Source organism: Myxococcus virescens, from assembly GCF_900101905.1.
Lineage (GTDB): Bacteria > Myxococcota > Myxococcia > Myxococcales > Myxococcaceae > Myxococcus > Myxococcus virescens.
This window is the reverse complement of the sequence record NZ_FNAJ01000018.1, coordinates 145,258-164,461: the sequence shown is the minus strand read 5'-3', so window position 1 is coordinate 164,461 and position 19,204 is coordinate 145,258. Positions and strand designations below refer to the sequence as shown.

The following is a 19,204-nucleotide window of genomic DNA, read 5'->3' as shown; positions in this document are numbered from 1 at the left end:
CAGACGACGGACACTCGACGCCGCTCGGCCATCGACAGGCGAACGACGAGGTCCGCCGGATACGCCCTCAGCCAGCGGATACGGAAACGAATAGAAGAAGTCTGGGGCTGGATGAAGACGGTGGGCGGCTTCCGCAAGACGCGTTTCAAAGGCAGGGAGCGGACGGAGATGGCGGCCTACCTGGTGGGCGCCGCGTACAACCTGGTGCGGATGGCGCGGCTGGCTGCCGCATAGGCGCTCTTCGCCCTCCGCCTCCCCCCGATGACAAGGTTGAGAGCGGAGGACACGAGAAGCCCGGTCTCATGCCCACAAACCGGACTTCTTCAACAGCCTGCTAGAGGCGACAAGCTACTTGCGCTTGGGTTTCTTGAGGAAGCGGCTCAAGCGCACCTTCCCCAGGCCCCGGCCACCGAAGAGGTACCAGGTGATCGCCGCGCCGAAGAAGGCCGCCGCCACCGCGATGCCCACCACGCCGAGCACCGGCACGTTGCCGTACATCCACGGCTTGGGCGCGAAGGAGATGAACGCGCCCACGATGAACCCGCATGCGCACAGGCCCATGAAGGCAATCACCGCCGCGCCGCGCAGGTTCTCATTCAGCTTGTCGAACTGGTCCGCGCGCACCGTGACGGTGAACTTGCCGGACTCCATGTCCAGCAGGATCTGCGACAGCTGCGTGGGCAGGTCCTGCGCCATGGCCTGGAAGCGCAGCAGCGTGCGCATCAGTCCGCCCTGGAGCTGCATCGGATCGTAGCGCCCGGCGAGCAGCTCCTTGGCGTACGGGAGCGCCACCTCGATGATGTTCATCTCCGGGTACAGGCTGCGCAGCATGCCCTCCGTGGACACGGAGGCCCGGCTGAGCAGCGCGTACTCCTTGGGGATGCGGATGCGGTACTTCACCGCCAGGTCCAGCAAGTCCCTCAGCAGCGAGCGCGTGTCCACCTGGCCCAGCGTCGTGGCCAGGTGCTGGCCGAGCAGCGCCTCGATGTCATTGCGGAAGCCCACCAGGTTGGCGCGCGCGTCCGGCACGCCCACGCGGTAGAGGATGCGCGCCACGGATTCGCTGTCCTTGAGCGCCACCGCCAGGCACAGCATGACCAGCGTCTCCTGCATGGGGCGCGACAGCCGGCCCACCACGCCGAAGTCCAGCAGCGCCAGCCGGTGGTCCTCCAGCAGCAGCAGGTTGCCCGGGTGCGGATCGCCGTGGAACAGGCCGTCCTCGAAGAGCTGCCGGAAGGAGGCGTCCAGGATGTTCTGGGCAATGGCCTTGCGCTCGGGCTCGCTCAGCTCCGCGGGGTTGAGCTTCACGCCGCGGATGAACTCCATGGTCAGCACCGTGCGGCTGGACAGGCCGGAGTAGACGCGCGGAATCTTGAGGTAGGGCCGCTCGCGGTGGTTCTCCAGGAAGGCCCGGATGTTGGTGGCCTCGTTGATGAAGTCCAGCTCCTCGTGGATGGCCCGGTCGAACTCATCCACGATGCCGGTGGGCGTGTACACGCCCGTCTCCTCCACCACGGCCTCCAGCAGGCGCGCCAGGCTGCGCAGCACGCCCAGGTCGGAGTCGATGCGCTCGGCGATGCCCGGCCGCTGCACCTTCACCACCACCTCTTCACCCTCCAGCGTCATCGCGCGGTGCACCTGGGCGATGGACGCGGCGGCCAGCGGCGCCGGGTCGATGGTGGCGAAGAGGCTCTCCACGCTGGCCCCGAGCGAACCTTCAATCTGCGCGCGGACATCCTCCAGGGAGATGGGCTCCACGTGGTCCTGGAGCATCGCCAGCTCGTCGATGTATTCGGCGGGCAGCAGGTCGGCGCGGGTGGACAGCACCTGTCCCAGCTTGACGAAGGTGGGGCCCAGGTCGTTGAGCAGCATGCGGAAGCGCCGCGCGGTGGAGGCGCGCTGGGCCTCCGGGGAGATTTCCACCTTCTCCTTGCGGCCGAGGATGCGCCACAGCCCCGCGCGCTCCGCCAGCTCACCAAAGCCGTGGCGCGCCGCGATGACGGTGATTTGCCGCACGCGGTTGAGGTCTTGGAGAATCACGAGCGTTCCTGTCCTCTACGTTACGCCGGGACGGCCGGCTTCGCCACGAAGCGCAAGAGTGCGTAGCCCACCACCGCGGAAAGCAGCGAGCCCACCAGGATGCCCAGCTTGGCCTCCGTGAGCAGCTCCGGCTGGGTGGGGAAGGCCAGCCCCGCCACGAACAGGGCCACCGTGAAGCCAATGCCCGCCACCACCGCGACGCCGTGGAGCTGCGGCAGCGTCGCACCGCCGGGCCGGTCCGCCACGCCCAGCTTCAGCGAGCCCCAGGTGAACAGGAAGATGCCCACCTGCTTGCCCACGAAGAGGCCGGCGATGATGCCCAGCGGCAGCGGCCGGAGCAGGTCCGCCCAGCCCATGCCCTCCAGGGAGATGCCCGAGTTCGCCAGGGCGAAGAGGGGGACGATGCCGTACGCCACGGGCACGTGCCACAGGTGGACGAAGCGGTTGAGCGGCGGCTCCAGCTCCTCCAGGCGCTCCTCGAGGTAGAGAATCTGCGCGCCCCGCGTCGCCTCATCCATCGGCGTCTGGAGCGCCCGGTCCACGTAGAGGCGCAGCGCCTCCAGCACGTGGCGGCCCGGACGCAGGGGCCGTGCGGGCATGAACAGGCCCAGCACCACGCCCGACAGCGTGGCGTGGATGCCGCCGTGGTGCATCGTGTACCAGAGCGCCGCGCCCGCCAGCGCGTACGCCACGCCGTTGCGCACCTGGAAGTGGTTGAGGCACGCCAGCACGGCGAGCACGCCCAGGGCTCCCACGAGCCAGCTGACGTGGAGCCCCGAGCCGTAGAAGAGCGCGATGACGAGGATTCCGCCGATGTCATCGAAGATGGCCAGCGCCGTGAGGAACACGACCAGCCCGTGGCTCACGCGCGTCTTGACCAGCGTGAGGCAGCCAATGGAGAAGGCGATGTCGGTGGCCATGGGGATGGCCCAGCCCGCCTGGGCGGGCGTCCCCTGGTTGAAGGCGGCGTAGAGCGCGGCGGGGACAATCATGCCGCCCAACGCGGCGATGAGCGGCAGCACCGCGCGGGAGAAGGTGCGCAGCTCCCCCGAGCTCAGCTCGCGCTTGATTTCCATGCCGACGACGAAGAAGAACAGCGTCATCAGCCCGTCGTTGATGAACTCGCGGACGCTGAAGCCCGCGTGGACGCCCGCCAGCCCCACCGTCATGCGGGCGTCGAACACGGCGGAGTAGGTGGCGGCCCACGGCGAGTTGGCCCACGCCATGGCGGCCACGGCGCACAGCGCGAGCAGGATGCCGCTGGCCGCCTCCAGGCGGAAGAAGGCCTGGATGGGCGCCAGGGCCACGCGGAAGAGTGCGGGGACTGGAGGCCGGGGCCGGGCCTCTGAGGTAGGGGGTGTCTGCGCCATGCGGCGCGCACGATGCCCCGCGTCGCCGGGGCTGGCACCCGTTTTCAGCGGTGGGGTGGGTGGAATGTCGGCGGGGGGTGGTAAGGGAACTCGGCGGGTAGGGCGCCGGTTCGTTGATCCAGGGGTGGGGCCATGAGAGAAGGGCAGGGATGGCCGTGACGCAGCAGGCAAAGGCAGGCAGGACCGCAGCGGTGGATCTCCCCGGGGACATGACGCCCGAGGTGGGGCCGGTGAACGAGGGTGCGGGCGCCCGGGAGATTGCCTCCCTGACCCCCATGATGCGCCAGTACATGGAGGTGAAGGCGCTCCACCCGGACTCGCTGCTGTTCTTCCGGTTGGGTGACTTCTACGAGATGTTCTTCGAGGACGCGGTGAAGGCCTCGGAGATCCTCCAGATCACGCTCACCGCGAGGTCCAAGGGTGCGGACAAGGTGCCCATGTGCGGGGTGCCCTACCACGCCGCGCGGCGCTACATCGGCCGGCTCGTGTCGGAGGGCCTGAAGGTCGCCATCTGCGAACAGGTGGAGGAGCCGGGCAACGGGCCGGGCATCGTCCGCCGGGAAGTCACGCGGGTGATTACCCCGGGCATGGTGCTGGACGAAGAGGTGCTGGAGCCTCAGGCCAGCAACTTCCTGGCCGCCGTGTCCTGGAACGACAAGGGCTGGGGCGCGGCGCTGCTGGAGGCGTCCACCGGCGAGTTCATGGCCCTGGAGGCCCCAGGCATCGCGGAGCTGGCGGAGTCGCTGTCGCGCGTGGAGCCCCGTGAGCTGCTGGTGCCGGACGGGAAGCGGGACGCGCCGGAGGTGGTGCAACTGCTCGCCCGGCTGGTGCGCACGCCAGCGGTGGCGGAGGGCGAGGCCGCGTCGTTCGACCCCACGCGAGCGGCGGGCTACCTGCGCAGTCACTTCGCGGTGCAGTCGCTGTCCGCTTTCGGACTGGATGACGCGCCCCTGGCCGCGGGCGCCGCGGGCGCTGCGCTGCGCTACCTGAAGGACACGCAGAAGACGGCGGCGGCGCACGTGGACCGGCTGAGCCGGCAGGAGCGCGGCGGCAACCTCCTGATGGATGAGTCCTCCCGGGCCAACCTGGAGGTGCTGCGCTCGCTGCGGGACGGTGGGCGCAAGGGCTCGCTGCTGGGCGTGTTGGACAAGACGGTGACGAGCCTGGGCGCGCGCAAGCTGGCGCGGTGGCTGGCGTCTCCGCTGGGCTCCCTGCCGGAAATCCACGCGCGGCTGGACGCGGTGGAAGAGCTGTCCGGGCGCAGCGTGTGGCGCGAGGAACTGGCCGGCATCCTCAAGGAAGTGGGAGACCTGGAGCGGCTGTGCGGCCGGCTGTCGCTGGGCGCGGGCAATGCACGGGACTTGCGCGCGCTGGGCTTGTCGCTGGCGCAGCTTCCCCGGGTGGTGGCGGTGCTGGCGCGGTGTGAGTCCCCGCTGCTCAAATCCCTGTCGGGGCCCCTGTCCGCGCTGCCGGAGCTGGCGGAGCTGCTGTCGCGCGCCGTGGCGGAGGAGCCGCCGGTGACGCTGAAGGACGGCGGCATGATTCGCGCCGGCTTCCACGCGGAGCTGGACAAGCTGGTGGCGCTGTCCACGTCCGGAAAGGACCTGCTGCTCCAGATCGAGCAGCGGGAGAAGGAGCGCACTGGCATCTCCTCGCTGAAGGTCCGCTACAACAAGGTCTTCGGCTACTACCTGGAGGTGACGAAGTCGAACCTCGACCGGGTGCCCAAGGATTACATCCGCAAGCAGACCACGGTGAACTCCGAGCGCTTCGTCACCCCGGAGCTGAAGGAGTACGAGGAGCAGGTGCTCACCGCCGAGGAGCGGCGGTGCGCGCTGGAGATTCAGCTCTTCGAGGAGCTGCGCGCGCAGGTGGTGTCGGCGGCGCCGCGCATCCGGTCCGCCGCGGAGGCGGTGGCCACCGGGGACGCGCTGCTGTCCTTCGCGCGGTGCGCGGCGGAGTACGGCTACACGCGGCCGGAGGTGGACGCGTCCGTCGCGCTCAGCATCACCGCGGGGCGGCACCCGGTGGTGGAGCGCATGCTGGGGGCGGGGGATTCGTTCGTTCCCAACGACGTCCGCCTGGACCCGGCGGAGGACGCGCAGCTGATGGTGATTACCGGTCCGAACATGGCCGGCAAGAGCACGGTGATGCGGCAGGTGGCCCTGACGGCGCTGATGGCGCAGGCGGGCTCATTCGTCCCAGCGAAGGCGGCGCGCATCGGCCTGTGCGATCGCATCTTCACGCGCGTGGGCGCCGCGGACAACCTGGCGCGCGGTCAGTCCACCTTCATGGTGGAGATGACGGAGACCAGCCACATCCTCCATCACGCCACGAACAAGAGCCTCATCATCCTGGATGAGATTGGCCGTGGCACGTCCACCTTCGACGGGCTCTCCATTGCCTGGGCGGTGGCGGAGCACCTGCACGACACGGTGGGGGCGCGCGCGCTGTTCGCCACGCACTACCACGAGCTGGTGGACCTGGCCCGCGAGCGGCCTCGGGTGAAGAACCTGTGCGTCGCCGTGAAGGAGCAGAGCGGCAAGGTCATCTTCCTGCGCAAGCTGGTGCCGGGCGGGGCCAGCCGCTCCTATGGCATCGAGGTGGCGAAGCTGGCGGGCCTGCCTCCGGAGGTCGTGGGGCGCGCGCGTGAGCTGCTCCAGAACCTGGAGTCCGGGGAGCTGGATGACGCGGGCCGGCCCCGGGTGGCCGTGCGGCAGCCCCAGGGCGGCCGGCGCGGGGCTTCGACCGGGCAGCTGGGACTGTTCGGCATGGAGCCGGCGCAGGGCGGCGCCGGGGTGACGCCCGCGCAGCAGAAGGCGCTGGACGCGTTGAAGGGGGCGACCATCGACCGGATGACGCCCCTGGACGCGCTCAACCTGCTGGCGAAGCTCCAGCGCGAGCTGGAGTAGGGCGCGCCCGCCTGGGACGCCTGTGCTGTTCCTCGGTGAGGCCCTCGCTCGGGCGCAGGGCCTCGCCGCACCCGCGTATCCGGTCGTGTCCCGAGGGCACCGTCACCGCCCACATCGGAGTCCGTTGATGCGGCTCGGGTGGGAGGGAGGGTGCTCACGGCAGGGACTCGATGCTCGCGTCTACTACCGTGTATCACCCTATGACGGACCGGACGGTTGCAGGGCGCGACTCCCGTTGACGCGTCGGACCGGCGCTGACGTGTCAACGGACCGTCTGCCGTGTCAGTTCACAGCCTCACGGCGGATGCTCCCTGGGGACGGGCCACGTCTGACGTGTCAGTGACCTCTGTTGACGCGTCGGACGACATTTTGACGCGTCTGTCTTTGAGGTCTTGGGGTGTATGGATTTGATTGAATTTCTGTGTATGGTGTCTCACCTCATTTAAAAGGAGTCCTATGTCTGGACCTCTGCGTCGAGATGCCTCATGTCCTCCCCGTGCATTCCCCCGTGGCTCCAAGCTCGTGGCTGCACTCGCCCTCCTGTCGTCCTGCGCGGCGCCCATCGAGCGCGGCCCCGCAAGGCCTGGCGCCACCCTGTTTCTCGGGAAGGTGCTCACCATGGACGACAAGGGGACCATTGCCGAAGCCGTCCTGGTGGATGATCGAGGCCAGATCCTGAAGGTTGGCACCGCGCACGAGGTGCAGAAGGGCCTGGACACCTCGGTGCAAACCGTCCAGCTCGCGCCCGGGCAGGTCTTGATGCCGGGCTTCTTCGATCCGCACATGCACTTCCTGCCGACGCTCCTTCAGAGTGTGTTGGGCACGCATGACCTGGCGCCCTGCCTGCCTCCCCCGTACAGGGTGGACCCGTCCGCGGACTGCAGGCCCCGCAGGGATATCCTGAGCGCGCTCTCCTCGATGAAGGTGGAGGACGCGAGTGCCATCGGGAGCGACGTCTTCGTCCTGGGGATGAACCTGGATCCGTCGAGGCAGACGTTCGACAACACAACGGGCTGCGGCAAGGGCGGCCCTGCGAGCTTCATGACGAACCCGAAGTTCTACCTCGAAGCGTGTGTGCCCAAGGCCAAGGAACGGCCGGTGCTCATCGTGGACCAGTCGGGCCACCTGGCCTACGTGAACCAGAAGGCCTTCGAGGCTGTCTGTCCGAACGGAGTCGTCAAGGGCTGCAAGCCGCCTGAGTCCGTTGGCAAGGGCGGTGGCGAATGGGTCACGGATGCGGATGGCAACTTCACGGGCCTGCTTCGGGAGTCGTCCGCTTTCGGGCCGTTCATGAAGGCGATGCAGCAGAACCTCCCGATGACCCTGATGCACTCCGACCCGGTCAAGCTCGCGGAGCAGGGCGGCGCGGAGATTGATCGCGCCATCATGGCGCTGCGCAATGCAGGTGTCACCACCATCGCGGATGGTGGGCTCCAGAGCGTGGGGCAGATCAACGCCGTGAAGCGGTTCACCGAGCTGCCCGGGTTCCCCTTCCGCATCACGGGTGTCGTGGTGGCGGATGCCGCGATGGAAGCGGGGCTCAAGCCGACGGCCCCCGCCTGTGAGCCGAAGGCTGGCAATGACTGTGCGCTGCCGAAGTGGCTGGGCGCCGGTGGTATCAAGATCTGGGTGGATGGCTCCACGCAGGGCTGCACCGCGAAGCTCGATTCGCCGTATCAGTACCTGGAGGGTGGGCACTGCTCCGATGCAGGCGAGGGCCGGGCGGATTACGACAGCGCGCAGGCCATTGTCGACCAGTTGAGCCCGCTCTGGAATCAGGGGACGTGGCGGTTCAATCTCCACGCCAACGGCAATGGCGCGAACACGTGGGCGCTGGATGCGTTGTCGCGGCTCCAGCAGGCGAAGGAGAACCCCCGCCGCGTGCTCCTCATCCACAACACGGTGGGCCGGCCGGCGCTCTCCAAGCGCATTGGTGACCTGCGCAAGGGCGCGGGTGTCATGGATGGGAATCCGGTGTCGGCGCTCGACGTCCAGGTGACGCACCTGATTGGTCACGTGGCGTACTGGGGTGACGCCTTCGTGGGGATGCTGGGGCAGGAGGCAGCGAGCGAGATCGACCCCATCGCCTATGACCGTGAGAACGAAGTTCCGTTCTCGCTCCACAGTGATTCCATGGTGACCCCGACGCGTCCCCTCTGGTTCGTGGAGCAGGCCGTGACGCGGCGCACCTGGTCCTATCCGGACTTCACCAACACGTATGTGCTAGGGGCCCAGCATGCGGCGACCGTCGAGGAGGCGCTGCGCGCGATTACCATCGTGCCGGCCCGTCACCACGAGCTCGACAAGCTGATTGGCAGCATCGAGCCCGACAAGGTGGCTGACTTCGTCGTGCTGAGCGCCAACCCGCTCGATTTCGACCCGGCCAAGAAGGGCGACCCGACGAAGATCAGCCAGATTCAGGTGATCCAGACCTACCTCAACGGACGGCCCACCGGCAGCCAGCACTGAACGGCGCTCGAGCGCCCAGTCCAGACGCCTCCCACAGGGGACTCCTGTGGGAGGCGTTCGTCTTGGCGTCCGGTTTTGCGCCGCGAAATCTCCCGACATTTCCGAACAGCGAGCTGCCGAGGTGCGCCTCGCCTCAGGGCGCGCCTCAAAAGGGCTGAGCGATTGCGTCGCCGCGGGGCGGCAGGGATTGGCTCAGGCCGCCACCACCAACCACACGCCCACCAGGAGCATCCAGCCGAAAACCGTCGCCTCGATGAGGCGCTGAACAAGTCCTCGCACGGGCGATTCGAAGGACAGCACGAAGATTCCGGCGAGGACTCCCTTGCCCAGCGCGGCAGTGAGCATCGCAAGATTGGACAGCATCGCCGTGTCCTCGAAGGTGCGCCCAAGCTCGATCAACCCAGCGCCCGCGCCGAAGTAGCCGATGGCGGCGACGAGGTTGTGAATCTGGTTCCGCCAGGTCCCCCAGAATGGCGCCCCCGCGTCACACGGGAACACCGCGGCGCCGACGTAGCTCACGCCCAGCAACGATAGCAGGATGAGCCCCGTCGCAGCGTCCTCCGGTAGTCCCCCTCCGAGCAGCGCTACGAACACCCAGACCGCGAGGCCCAGGGGCGCAAAGGCGAGCCAAGCCACCCGGAGCGCATCGGGGGCCCCAGTCTCCCCGAGCTCGCTGATGGTGTTCCTCAGGTGGCTGTAACCAGGGCGTCGGCGCGCGAACCACCACGGTGGCACGGTGGCCAGCAACGCGGTGAGCACCGCCGCAACGACGATCCAGAAGCTCATTCCCCGGCATTAAGCGCGCGGCGCCCCTGGCGAAAACCCGTCCCGCGAGCGTGCCTCCTGACGCGATGGCTACTCCGTGATCTCTCGGATGACACGGCAGGGGTTCCCGGCGGCGAACACGCCGTCAGGAACGTCCCTCGTCACGACGCTGCCGGCACCGATGACTGCGCGCGAGCCGATTCGAACGCCCGGCAGGATGATCGCCCCGCCGCCCACCCAGACATCCGAGCCGATGGTGACGGGCTTGCCGTACTCCTCCTTCCGCCGCAGCTCCGCGTTGAACGGGTGCATGGGCGTGTAGATCTGCACCCCAGGCCCGAAGAGCGTGTAGTCGCCGATGTGCACCTTGCACACGTCCAGCACGACGCAGTTGAAGTTGAAGAATACGCGCTCCCCCAGCTCGATATTCGAGCCGTAGTCGCAGAAGAAAGGAGGCTGCATCCACACCGTTTCGCCGCCTGCGCCGACCAGCGCTTGGAGGATGCGCCGCCGCTCCTCCTGCTCGCCCTCGCGGGTGGCATTGAGCGATTGGCAGAGGTCCCGCGCGCGAATGCGAGCCGCTACCAGTTCCGCGTCAAACGGGTCGTAAAGCTCCCCATCCAGCATCTTCTGGCGCTCACTCTTCATGGGTGCTCCTCCTTCACGGGGCTCGTCGGCAGGGCGGAGCATCTCAGTCCCTCCGTTGGGTTGCGTCACGTGTTCCCGGCGCAGAACGTCCACATTTGTCAGGTCGCGCTCACGGGCCTGGAGCCGACGACCTGGCGGTGCTCACGCGCTTCCTGCATTGAGCCGCGGTAGCACAGGCTCCGTCTGACTTGGCGCGCTTGATGTCTGCAATTGCACGTCGGGACGGGCGGATCCTTCCCTCCATGCCAGGGGATGGTGTGTCGTCCGCGTGTTTCCTCACCAAGGAGGCATGATGGGCAAAGGCAACGGAAGCGGCGGTCAGGGTTCCGGTGGTGGCAAGGGCAATGGTGGAGGGCAGGGGGGCGGAGGTTCGGGCAAGGGAGGAGGAGGCGGCGGCGGTCATGGCAGGCCGGCCAATGCTCCGAGCACGACCGGGAACCCCTCTGGTGGAGGTCGCGGAAACAACCCTCCCAAGAAATGAAGGCTCAGGACGGCGCTGGCAACACATCACCTCTGGGGCCGGCACGGGGGTTCGTGTCGGCCCCACAGTCCCGGTGTCGCACAGCGCACAGTCTTCGCCACGGCACTCCCCACATGCGCTGCGCGTGACCAAGAGTGGGGCCATGAGGATGCTGCCTGTCTACATGGGAGTCCTGGTCTGTGGGTGCGCGGCGCACGGCGTGGGGGAGCGGCCAGACGCCGTGGCCGCCGCCTCCGTGGCGGGCCGCGAGGTGCTGCGCTTCGAGGGCATGTGTGATGCCTCCGGCGCGGTGGCGCTCGGCGGCAGCCTGTTCGTCGTGGGCGACGATGAGGACAACATCCTCCGTGTCTACGACGCGCGCCGGGGCGGCCCCCCCGTGCAGAGCGTGGACCTGTCCCCGGACCTGGAGCTGCCCGCGGCGAAGAAGAAGCCCCCGGAGGCGGACATCGAGGCGGCCACCGGGCTGGGCTCGCTGTCCTTCTGGCTGACGTCTCACGGCCGCAACAGCTCCGGGAAGAAGGCGCCCAGCCGGCTGCGCTTCTTCGCCACCGAGGAGACGGACGCGGGGCCCCGGTTGGTGGGCCGGCCGTACACGCAACTCCTGGATGACATGCTCGCGGCGCCGCAACTGGCGCGCTTCGGGCTGGATGGCGCGGAGGCGAAGGCGCCCAAGGCTCCGGGGGGGCTCAACATCGAGGGCATGACGGCCATGGCGGATGGGCGCACCATCCTCGTGGGCTTCCGCAGCCCCGTGCCCGACGGGAAGGCGCTGCTGGTGCCGCTGCTCAACCCGGTTGCGTTGGTGGAAGAGGGCGCTCGGGCCCAGCTGGGCGAGCCCGTGCAACTGGACCTGGGCGGCTTGGGCATCCGTTCGCTGTCCTGGTGGCGCGGCCGCTACGTCATCATCAGCGGTGGCACGGCGGGAGAGGGCACCTCGCGGCTGTTCACCTGGCGCGGCGGTGAGGAGGCCCCGGTCGCCGTGGAATCGGTGGACCTGGCGGGCCTGAACCCGGAGGCCTTCTTCACGCCAGAGGACGCCGAGGAAATCCTGCTGCTCAGCGACGACGGCGCCGCGCCCGTGGACGGCGTCGAGTGCAAGCGGCTGAAGGACCCGGCGCGCAAGCGCTTCCGGGGCGTCTGGGTGCGGCTGCCGGAATCGCCGTGAGGCGGCGGGTGCGTCCGTCCGCAGCGCTTGGGGTAGGCTGCGCGTCCATATGCAGCTGGCCATTCCGCATGCTCCCCGGCAGGTCCGACTGACGCAGGTGCCCGGCGCCGTGGGGCGCGTGGTGCGAGGCGTCCTCCTGGGACTGGTGGCCGTGGCGCTCCTGGGCACCGGCGCCGGCTGGGCGGGACGCTACTTCGTCGAAGAGCAGGGCTTCGCGGCGCGGGCGGAGGAAGTGGAGGGGCTGGTGGTGGCCTCCCGCCTTCCGCCCCTGGACGCCCGGGATGGCGCGGAAGCCGCCCTGGAGGTGCTCTATACCTTCGCGGAGGCGGAGCACTCCGTGTCCGGCGTCCGGACCTTCGCGGAGTACGCCGAGGGCCTGGGGCGGGGCGCGCGGGTGACACTGCTGGTGGACCCCGCCATGCCGGACCGGCCGCGCGAGGCCGGCTTCGCTCGCTCCCGGGCGATGCGCGTGGGGCTGCTCCCCTGGGGCATCGGCCTGGGCGTGCTGGTGGCCGTGGGGTACTTCGCGTGGGAGATGCGGCGGCTGTGGCGCTCAGAGGTGGAGCCGCTGCGGCTGGGCGCGCTGGTGTGGCTGACGCCGGACGGGCCCCTGCCGGAGGCCCGAGGCGAGGTGTCCTTTCCGGCCCACTATTTCCGGCAGGATGTGAAGCACGCGGTTCGCGCCCGGGTCCGGCCGGGGCGGGCGCCCGTGCGCAACGGGGAGAAGGTGCTGGCGGCGGTGGTGCCCCGGCAGCCTGGGTGGGCGCGCGTCATCGACCAGGACCTCGCGGGTGTGCTGGGGTGGCTGCGCTGAGGCAGATGGTGGGGGCCGAAAATTTGCCGGGGAGGTGGGGCTGTGTGACACACGCCTGTAGCTCGCGCCCACCCGGAGGAACCCCATGCACTCGCGCCTCGTCATCGTGCTGCCCGTGCTGCTGCTGCTCGTCCCGAGCGCGGTGGGGGCCGCCAAGCGAGACGAGGCCGAGGAGGCCTACCAGGGTGCTCGCAAGGTCTATTACGCGCTGAAGGACGACGCGGCCCGGCGCAAGCTGCGCCATCACTGGCTGAACGTGGTGGCGCGCTTCGAGTCCGTGGCCGCGCGCTTCCCGAAGTCGGACCGCGCGCCGGATGCCCTGTTCACGGCGGCGGAGATGCTCCAGGAGCTGAGCCGCATCTCCTTCGTGGAGGACGACCTCAAGGCCTCCATCACCGACTACACCAAGCTGTTGGAGGGCTACCCGAAGCACCGGCTGTCGGATGACGGTGCGCTGGCGCTCGCGAAGATTCACGTCCACCGGCTGGACCAGCCGGAGTCCGCGCGCAAGGTCCTGACGGAGACGCTGGCCGTCAACGGCAAGGGTGACCGGGCTCGGGAGATGCGGGAGCTGCTGGCCTCGCTGCCGTCGCCCAAGGCCCCGCCGCCGCCCCCACGCAAGGCCGCGCCCGCGGTGGCCAAGAACGATGCGCCCCCGCCGGGCAAGTCGGGCGCCTCCGGCAAGGGCGGCGCGTCCGCTGATTCGTCCGTTGCGGGCAAGGGTGCCGCGCCGGCCAAGGCCGTCGCCTCGGCCGATACGTCCTCCGCCGGGAAGACCTCCACGTCGGACGACGCGCCGGGGGCGGGCAAGGGCGGCGCGTCCAGCGACGCGTCCGGTCCCGCCAAGGCCGTTGCCTCGGTGGATGCGTCCAGCGAGGCGTCCGGCCCTGGAAAAGCCGTTGCCTCGGCCGACGCGCAGCAGGCTCCGGCCGTGGAGGCCTCGGCCCCCGCGGAGCGCCCTGCGGCCTCCCTGGTGGCCGCCATCGAGAAGATGGCGCGCGAGCCGTCGCCCACCATTCCCCAGAAGGAGCCGAGCGCGCCCGCGAAGGCGGACGCGCGCGAAGGCAGCCTGGACGCGGCCGTCGCCGCCGCCCTGGCCTCGAAGACTTCCCGCACCGAGCCGCCCGCGGCCGAGCCCCCGCGCCCCATCACCCGTCCGGTGGACGACAAGGTGGCGCAGGCCCGGCTGAAGGCCGTGGCCAAGCAGTCGCGCAGCATGGAGCTCACGCTGGCGGAGCAGCTCGGCCTGAAGGTGCGGCGCGTGGTCATCGACCCCGGCCACGGCGGTCACGACACGGGCGCCATCGGCAAGGGGGGGACGCGCGAGAAGGACGTGGCGCTGTCCATCTCCCTCAAGCTGGCGGAGGAGCTGCGCGAGAAGGGCCTGGAGGTGGTGCTCACCCGCGACGATGACCGGTTCATCCGCCTGGAGGACCGCGCCAAGTACGCCAACGCCGAGCACGGAGACCTGTTCATCTCCGTCCACTGCAACGCCGCGGAGAAGCGCACGCTGCGTGGCATCGAGACGTACACCCTCAACACGTCGGCGGACCGCTACTCCATCCGCCTGGCCGCGCGGGAGAACGCGTCCTCGGAGAAGGGCATCAGCGACCTCCAGTTCATCCTGGCAGACCTGGCCACCAAGGCGAACACCGAGGAGTCGACGCGGCTCGCCACCCAGGTGCAGCGCAGCCTCGTGGGGGGCCTCTCCCGCAAGTACAAGGGCATCCGTGACCTGGGCCACAAGGAAGCGCTCTTCTATGTGTTGTTGGGCGTGAAGATGCCGGCCATCCTGGTGGAGACATCGTTCCTCTCCAATCCAGACGAAGAGGCACGTCTCAAGTCCAATGCCTACCAGACCGAGGTCGCCAAGGCGATCGCCCAGGGCGTGGAGGAGTTCCTCGGAGACCGCCGCCGCGTGGCGAAGGTGGACTGAGCGCGTCCGGCGCTTCGCCAGAAGTGGGTAGCAAGGACGGACGTGCTGGGCAGTTCAGTTCCGTTCGCCTGGGGAACGCGCGTGTCACCGGGTAGACGCCGCCGGACACCCTCGCGCTTCTCGTTCCAGGGGTGGGTAGAGTCTTGCCCAGCGTGGGCAATGAACTTACGCCCCCTGGGTACATCCTGTCACACGATGCCACATGCCAAGGACCTGGCGCGGGCCGCGAAGCCTGTCCGTCCCTCCCTGAAGGGCTCCCTCCAGGGACATGTGTGCGTTTCGCCGTAAAAACAAACAAGAAACAACTTCCACGTATTGCCTGGAAGCGCACGCGAGGCGTTGGTGCGACATGCGCTGAAGGGAGGGGTCCGCTGGACCGCTCAGCGGACGGCGAGCGGGTTGCAATGCCCTGACGCAGCCGGAATCAACCGGCCGCTCGATGGAGCACGCAACTCAATGAATGCAATCAAGACTGCCGTTGCCGCTGTCACCGCCGCCGCGTCCCTCGTCGCCTTCTCGCCCGCTGAGGCCGCCACCTCCACCGCCAACCTGAACGTCACCGCCAACGTCGGTGGCTCCTGCTCCATTGGCGCCGGCGGCGGCGGCGGCACGCTGAACTTCGGCACGTACGACCCCATCATCGTCAACTCCGCGCTGGGCATCGACCTGTTCGGCACGGGCGCGCTGAGCGTGCAGTGCACCCTGCTCGGCACCGCGGTCATCACCCTGGGCCAGGGCCTGCACCCGGCCGCGGGCTCGACGGACGCGGCCCCGCTGCGCCGGATGCGCAACACGGCGTCGGCGGACTACCTGGCGTACAGCCTGTACCAGGACGTCACCCGCCTCATCGTGTGGGGCAACACCGCTGGCACGGGCCTCCCGTTCCTGGGCACGGGCCTGCCCGTCCCCGTGCTGGTCTACGGCACGGTTCCGCGCGGCCAGAACGTTCCCTCCGGCACGTACAACGACACCGTCGTCGCCACCATCACCTTCTGATTCGGGGCGATAACACATGCGTAACCGTCTTCTGTCTTGGACTGGCGGCCTGATGTGTGCGGCTGCCTTGGAATGGATTGCCATGGGGACCGCGAGCGCGGCTGAGCTCGATGTCAGTCCGGTTCGGCTTGAATTGGATTCAAGCGCCCGTGGCGTGGTGATGAACGTGAGGAACAAGAGCAGCGAAACCACACGCTTCCAAGCCTCTGTCTATTCCTGGGTTCAGGACGAAGAAGGGCGCATGTCGCTCGCGCCGACTCAGGATTTGTTCTTCTTCCCGTCCATGTTGACGTTGGAGCCCGGGGAGTCCCGCCCCATCCGGGTGGGGAGCTCCTCGGCTCCACAGGATACCGAACGCTCCTTCCGAATCGTCGTGGAGGAGCTTCCCCCGCTGCAACCGTCCACCCAGTCAACTGGGTTGAATGTCCTCACCCGAGTCTCAGTGCCTGTCTTTGTCGCCCCCAAGAAGAAGACCGTTCAAGGCCAGATCGCGGAAGCGGTGCTGCGCGAGTCGAAGTTCCACGTCCGGGTGCAGAACCCGGGCACGGTGAACTTCTTCATCCGGAACCTTCGGGTCCGGGGGCTCGACGCCAAGGGCAAGCGGCTGGTCGAGAAAGAGGAGCCCGGCTGGTACGTCCTCGCGGGCGACGCGCAGGTGTATGCCATGGAGATCGCTGGCAAGGCCTGCCGCAAGGTCCGCACGGTGGAAGTGGAGATGGAGACCGACCAGGGCGTGCTCCGTCAGACCTCCCCCGTGGATTCTCCCGCTCCCTGCGCTCGCTGACCGACGCACCATGGCCCCCTCTCGGCTTGCAGCAACCCGCGCGCCCTCATGCACGGTGCTGGCGTTATCCTTGTCGTTGGGGGCCTTGCCGGTGGCCGCGCAAGGTCCCGTGGCCGACAGCCCCTCCGCGCCGCCGATGCCCATCGTCGCGGACTTCACCCTGAACGGCGTCCCCCGCGGCGCCACCTTCCCCATGCTGCGGGGCAGTGACGTGCTGCTCCCCGCGGCCACGCTCGAGGCCCATGGTGTGGATCTGGTGGCGCTCGGGGGCCGCCAGGAAGTCATCGAAGGAAAGACATACATCTCCGCGCGGTCCCTGGAGCCCGAAGGGCGCTGCTCCCTGAACGAGCGGACCGTCAGCCTGGCGTGCGAGCTGCCCGCTACCGTCTTCGGACAGACGCGCATCAACCTGGGGCCGCAGGCGCCGTCGGACTACTCCGTCCGCGGCAGCCCCAGCGGCTTCATCAACTACGCGGCCCACGCCCGCAACACCTCGCTGACCTTCTTTGGAGAGGCCGGCGCGTCGGTGGGGCGGGGCCTGTTGACGACGCAGGCGCGATGGCGGCCCGGCTCCGTGCCCCTGCGGGGGCTCACGCAGCTGTCATTGGACTTCCCCAAGCACATGGTGCGCGCCATCGCGGGTGAGTCCACGGGCTTTGGCGGCGTGCTGGGAGGAGGCGCGGTGGTGGCCGGCTTCCACCTCATGCGCACCTTCGAGCTGAATCCGTACTTCGTGCGCAACCCGATGCAGGACTTCGCGGGCGACGTCACCACGCCGTCCACGTTGGAGGTCTACGTCAACAACCACCTGGTGAAGCGCACCGAGCTCCCGCCCGGTCCCTTCCGGCTGGAGAACCTCACGGTGCCCCGGGGCGAGGGCAACACGCGCTACGTCATCCGGGACGCGTTCGGCCGGGCGAGCGAGGTGAACACGTCCTACTATCTCAGCGGGCAGCAGCTCTCTCCGGGCGTGGTCGACTACCGGCTCTCCGCGGGCATCGAGCGGGAGTCCGTCAATCTCTACAACTTCGCCTTCGGCCGGCCCATGCTCCTGGGCAACTTCCGCATGGGCCTCACGTCGTGGCTGACGCCGGGCGTGCGGCTGGAGCTGGCGCCCAACGTCGTCAGCACCGGCGCCATGCAGCTCATCCAGTTGCCTTTCGGCGAATTGGAGCTGTCACAGGCGATCAGCCGCAGCGAGCGGCGAACGGGGCTGGCGGCGGGCATCGTGTACGCGCTCCAGCGCCGCTGGGTGGGCGGCTCCGTCTTCGGCCGGGGCATGAACGAGTCCTACACGCACACCAGCCTCGAGCTGGATGACGACCACCCCACCGTGGAGACGGGCGGCTCGCTGTTCCTGGCGCTGGGGGAGAGTGTCAGCGTGGGCGGGCAGGCGATGCTGTCACGCTACCAGCGGGACGGGTGGACGACGTGGCTGGGCGCCACCACCTCCGCGCGGCTGACGGACTGGTCGACGTTGTCCTTCTCTGCCAGCCGCAGCAACTCCGAGCGAGGCGGCTCCGCCATCGAGGGGATGGTGTACCTGAACGCCATCTTCGATTCCCGCACCACGGGCACGGTGGGGCACTCCCAGGCGCTGCGCGGGGAAGGCACCACGTCGGTGGACATCGCGCGCTCGGTGCCCATGGAGGGCGGCCTGGGCTACCAGGTGCAGGGCCGGGTGGGGGCAGTGGACCAGGCGATGGCGCGCGCCGACTTCGACTCCAACGTGGGCCGCGTCAGCGCGGGCGCGGAGTGGTTCGAAGGACGGATGGCGGGCATGGCCGAGGTCGCCGGCGGCCTGGTGCTGATTGGCGGACGCGTGCGCCCCACGCGCGCGGTGGACCAGGGCTACGCGCTGGTTCGCGTGAAGGGCGTGGAAGGCGTGGGCGTGCGGCTCAACAACCACGAAATCGGGCGCACGGACTCCAGCGGCGAGCTGGTGGTGACGCGGCTCCAGGCCTACAACGCCAACCGGCTCTCGCTGGCGGACCATCAGGTGCCGCTGGACGTCTACATCCCCTCCACGGAGCAGGTGGTGGCCACGTACCAGCGGGGCGGCGTGGTGCTGGACTTCAAGACGCAGACGATTCGCGCCTACCGGGGCAAGGTGACCATCGACTCGGCGGAGGACACGCGCTGGCTGTCCTACGGCGAGCTTCGCGTCGAGAAGGACGGAGAGAAGTGGAGTTCACCCATCGGGTGGAATGGTGAGTTCGAGCTGGTGGGCCTGCCCGAAGGGCGTCTGCCGGCGACAGTCGTCTACCCCAAGGGCCGTTGCGCGACCTCGCTGGAAGTTCCATCCCTCGAGGGCAAGGTCATTGACCTGGGAACGGTGAGGTGTGTCCATGACGAGGCGAAATAGGGCGGCCGCGTTCGCGGTGGCTGGCGTATGCGGGCTGCTGCCTGGACTGGCGGGGGCCGTCTGCCAGATACGCAGCACGATGGGGGTGAGCTTCGGCACCTACCTCACCACCGACCTGTTGCCCCGGGACTCCGCCGGGAGCATCACCTACCGGTGTGAAGGTCAGGTCACCCCGATCACCATCGACTTCAGCGCCGGTGGCTCCGGCACCCCCCTGGCGCGCAGCATGGCGGGGCCGGGCGCGCAGCGCTTGGAATACAACCTCTACGTGGACGCGACGCGCCTCATCGTCTGGGGTAACGGCACGTCGGGCACGGGGCGCTATGGGCCCGTCATCCCCTTGTTCGGCGTGGAGGTGACGGTGCCCATCTTCGGGCGCATCCCGGCCGGGCAGGCCATCCCCGCGGGGGCCTACGCGGACACCGTGGTGATGACGGTGACGTTCTGAGGGGCCGGGCC

14 protein-coding genes are annotated in these 19,204 nt (G+C 68.9%); 10 read left to right on the top strand and 4 right to left on the bottom strand.

All coding sequences use genetic code 11. From position 1 onward, the window contains the following. On the top strand, positions 1-234 hold a 234-nt coding region (locus tag BLU09_RS32725; RefSeq protein ID WP_143043240.1), incomplete at its 5' end, for a transposase. A gap of 114 nt (positions 235-348) precedes the next feature. On the opposite strand, the gene BLU09_RS32720 is transcribed toward BLU09_RS32725, so the two are convergent. Together BLU09_RS32720 and nhaA are read right to left on the bottom strand one after the other, a co-directional pair. After that, positions 349-2,040 (bottom strand): ABC1 kinase family protein, encoded by a 1,692-nt coding sequence (locus BLU09_RS32720; RefSeq protein WP_090494546.1) that lies wholly within the window; start codon positions 2,038-2,040, stop codon positions 349-351. A 20-nt stretch (positions 2,041-2,060) separates the two neighbouring features. Beyond that, positions 2,061-3,410, bottom strand: coding sequence for a Na+/H+ antiporter NhaA (gene nhaA, locus BLU09_RS32715; RefSeq protein WP_090494544.1), 1,350 nt, complete (start codon positions 3,408-3,410; stop codon positions 2,061-2,063). A 209-nt stretch (positions 3,411-3,619) separates the two neighbouring features. Between nhaA and mutS the strand changes: the two genes are divergently transcribed. Continuing rightward, entirely contained in the window at positions 3,620-6,322 is a 2,703-nt protein-coding gene (gene mutS / locus BLU09_RS32710; protein ID WP_186817837.1) for a DNA mismatch repair protein MutS, read from the top strand. A 456-nt stretch (positions 6,323-6,778) separates the two neighbouring features. Next, positions 6,779-8,791: an amidohydrolase gene (locus BLU09_RS32705; RefSeq protein WP_090494540.1), complete on the top strand. Its 2,013-nt coding sequence runs from the start codon at positions 6,779-6,781 to the stop codon at positions 8,789-8,791. 192 nt (positions 8,792-8,983) lie between these two features. Here the strand turns inward: BLU09_RS32705 and BLU09_RS32700 are convergent, their stop codons facing one another. Further along, the gene (locus tag BLU09_RS32700; RefSeq protein ID WP_090494538.1) at positions 8,984-9,577 is read right to left on the bottom strand and encodes a DUF998 domain-containing protein; all 594 of its coding nucleotides are present in this window, start codon (positions 9,575-9,577) and stop codon (positions 8,984-8,986) included. 69 nt (positions 9,578-9,646) lie between these two features. Beyond that, positions 9,647-10,204: a sugar O-acetyltransferase gene (locus BLU09_RS32695; protein ID WP_090494536.1), complete on the bottom strand. Its 558-nt coding sequence runs from the start codon at positions 10,202-10,204 to the stop codon at positions 9,647-9,649. A gap of 623 nt (positions 10,205-10,827) precedes the next feature. Here BLU09_RS32695 and BLU09_RS32685 point away from each other — a divergent pair. The 7 genes from BLU09_RS32685 (at position 10,828) to BLU09_RS32655 (ending at position 19,193) form a co-directional block, all read left to right on the top strand. Then, positions 10,828-11,850: a DUF3616 domain-containing protein gene (locus tag BLU09_RS32685; RefSeq protein ID WP_244172216.1), complete on the top strand. Its 1,023-nt coding sequence runs from the start codon at positions 10,828-10,830 to the stop codon at positions 11,848-11,850. 49 nt (positions 11,851-11,899) lie between these two features. Then, positions 11,900-12,664, top strand: a complete 765-nt coding sequence (locus BLU09_RS32680) for a DUF3592 domain-containing protein (protein ID WP_090494534.1) — start codon at positions 11,900-11,902, stop codon at positions 12,662-12,664. Positions 12,665-12,749: 85 nt separating this feature from the next. Continuing rightward, on the top strand, positions 12,750-14,600 hold the full coding sequence (locus BLU09_RS32675; RefSeq protein WP_090494532.1) for an N-acetylmuramoyl-L-alanine amidase: 1,851 nt from the start codon (positions 12,750-12,752) through the stop codon (positions 14,598-14,600). 456 nt (positions 14,601-15,056) lie between these two features. After that, positions 15,057-15,596 carry a fruiting body development fimbrial-like coat protein PRU gene (gene pru / locus BLU09_RS32670; RefSeq protein ID WP_090494530.1) on the top strand — a complete coding sequence of 180 codons (540 nt, stop codon included), beginning with the start codon at positions 15,057-15,059 and terminating at the stop codon, positions 15,594-15,596. Positions 15,597-15,612: 16 nt separating this feature from the next. After that, positions 15,613-16,380: a fimbrial biogenesis chaperone gene (locus tag BLU09_RS32665; protein WP_090494528.1), complete on the top strand. Its 768-nt coding sequence runs from the start codon at positions 15,613-15,615 to the stop codon at positions 16,378-16,380. A gap of 91 nt (positions 16,381-16,471) precedes the next feature. Next, positions 16,472-18,745 (top strand): fimbria/pilus outer membrane usher protein, encoded by a 2,274-nt coding sequence (locus BLU09_RS32660; RefSeq protein ID WP_244172214.1) that lies wholly within the window; start codon positions 16,472-16,474, stop codon positions 18,743-18,745. Then, entirely contained in the window at positions 18,729-19,193 is a 465-nt protein-coding gene (locus BLU09_RS32655) for a Csu type fimbrial protein (RefSeq protein ID WP_244172213.1), read from the top strand. Before BLU09_RS32660 ends, BLU09_RS32655 begins: the two co-directional genes overlap by 17 nt. Positions 19,194-19,204 lie beyond the last annotated feature (11 nt).

Excerpts from the sequence above, each read along its gene's own strand:
- nhaA (WP_090494544.1), bottom strand. The coding sequence starts at position 3,410 with ATGGCGCAGACACCCCCTACCTCAGAGGCCCGGCCCCGGCCTCCAGTC.
- mutS (WP_186817837.1), top strand. The coding sequence starts at position 3,620 with ATGACGCCCGAGGTGGGGCCGGTGAACGAGGGTGCGGGCGCCCGGGAG.
- BLU09_RS32705 (WP_090494540.1), top strand. The coding sequence starts at position 6,779 with ATGTCTGGACCTCTGCGTCGAGATGCCTCATGTCCTCCCCGTGCATTC.
- BLU09_RS32700 (WP_090494538.1), bottom strand. The coding sequence starts at position 9,577 with ATGAGCTTCTGGATCGTCGTTGCGGCGGTGCTCACCGCGTTGCTGGCC.
- BLU09_RS32695 (WP_090494536.1), bottom strand. The coding sequence starts at position 10,204 with ATGAAGAGTGAGCGCCAGAAGATGCTGGATGGGGAGCTTTACGACCCG.
- BLU09_RS32685 (WP_244172216.1), top strand. The coding sequence starts at position 10,828 with ATGAGGATGCTGCCTGTCTACATGGGAGTCCTGGTCTGTGGGTGCGCG.
- BLU09_RS32680 (WP_090494534.1), top strand. The coding sequence starts at position 11,900 with ATGCAGCTGGCCATTCCGCATGCTCCCCGGCAGGTCCGACTGACGCAG.
- BLU09_RS32675 (WP_090494532.1), top strand. The coding sequence starts at position 12,750 with ATGCACTCGCGCCTCGTCATCGTGCTGCCCGTGCTGCTGCTGCTCGTC.
- pru (WP_090494530.1), top strand. The coding sequence starts at position 15,057 with ATGAATGCAATCAAGACTGCCGTTGCCGCTGTCACCGCCGCCGCGTCC.
- BLU09_RS32665 (WP_090494528.1), top strand. The coding sequence starts at position 15,613 with ATGCGTAACCGTCTTCTGTCTTGGACTGGCGGCCTGATGTGTGCGGCT.
- BLU09_RS32655 (WP_244172213.1), top strand. The coding sequence starts at position 18,729 with ATGACGAGGCGAAATAGGGCGGCCGCGTTCGCGGTGGCTGGCGTATGC.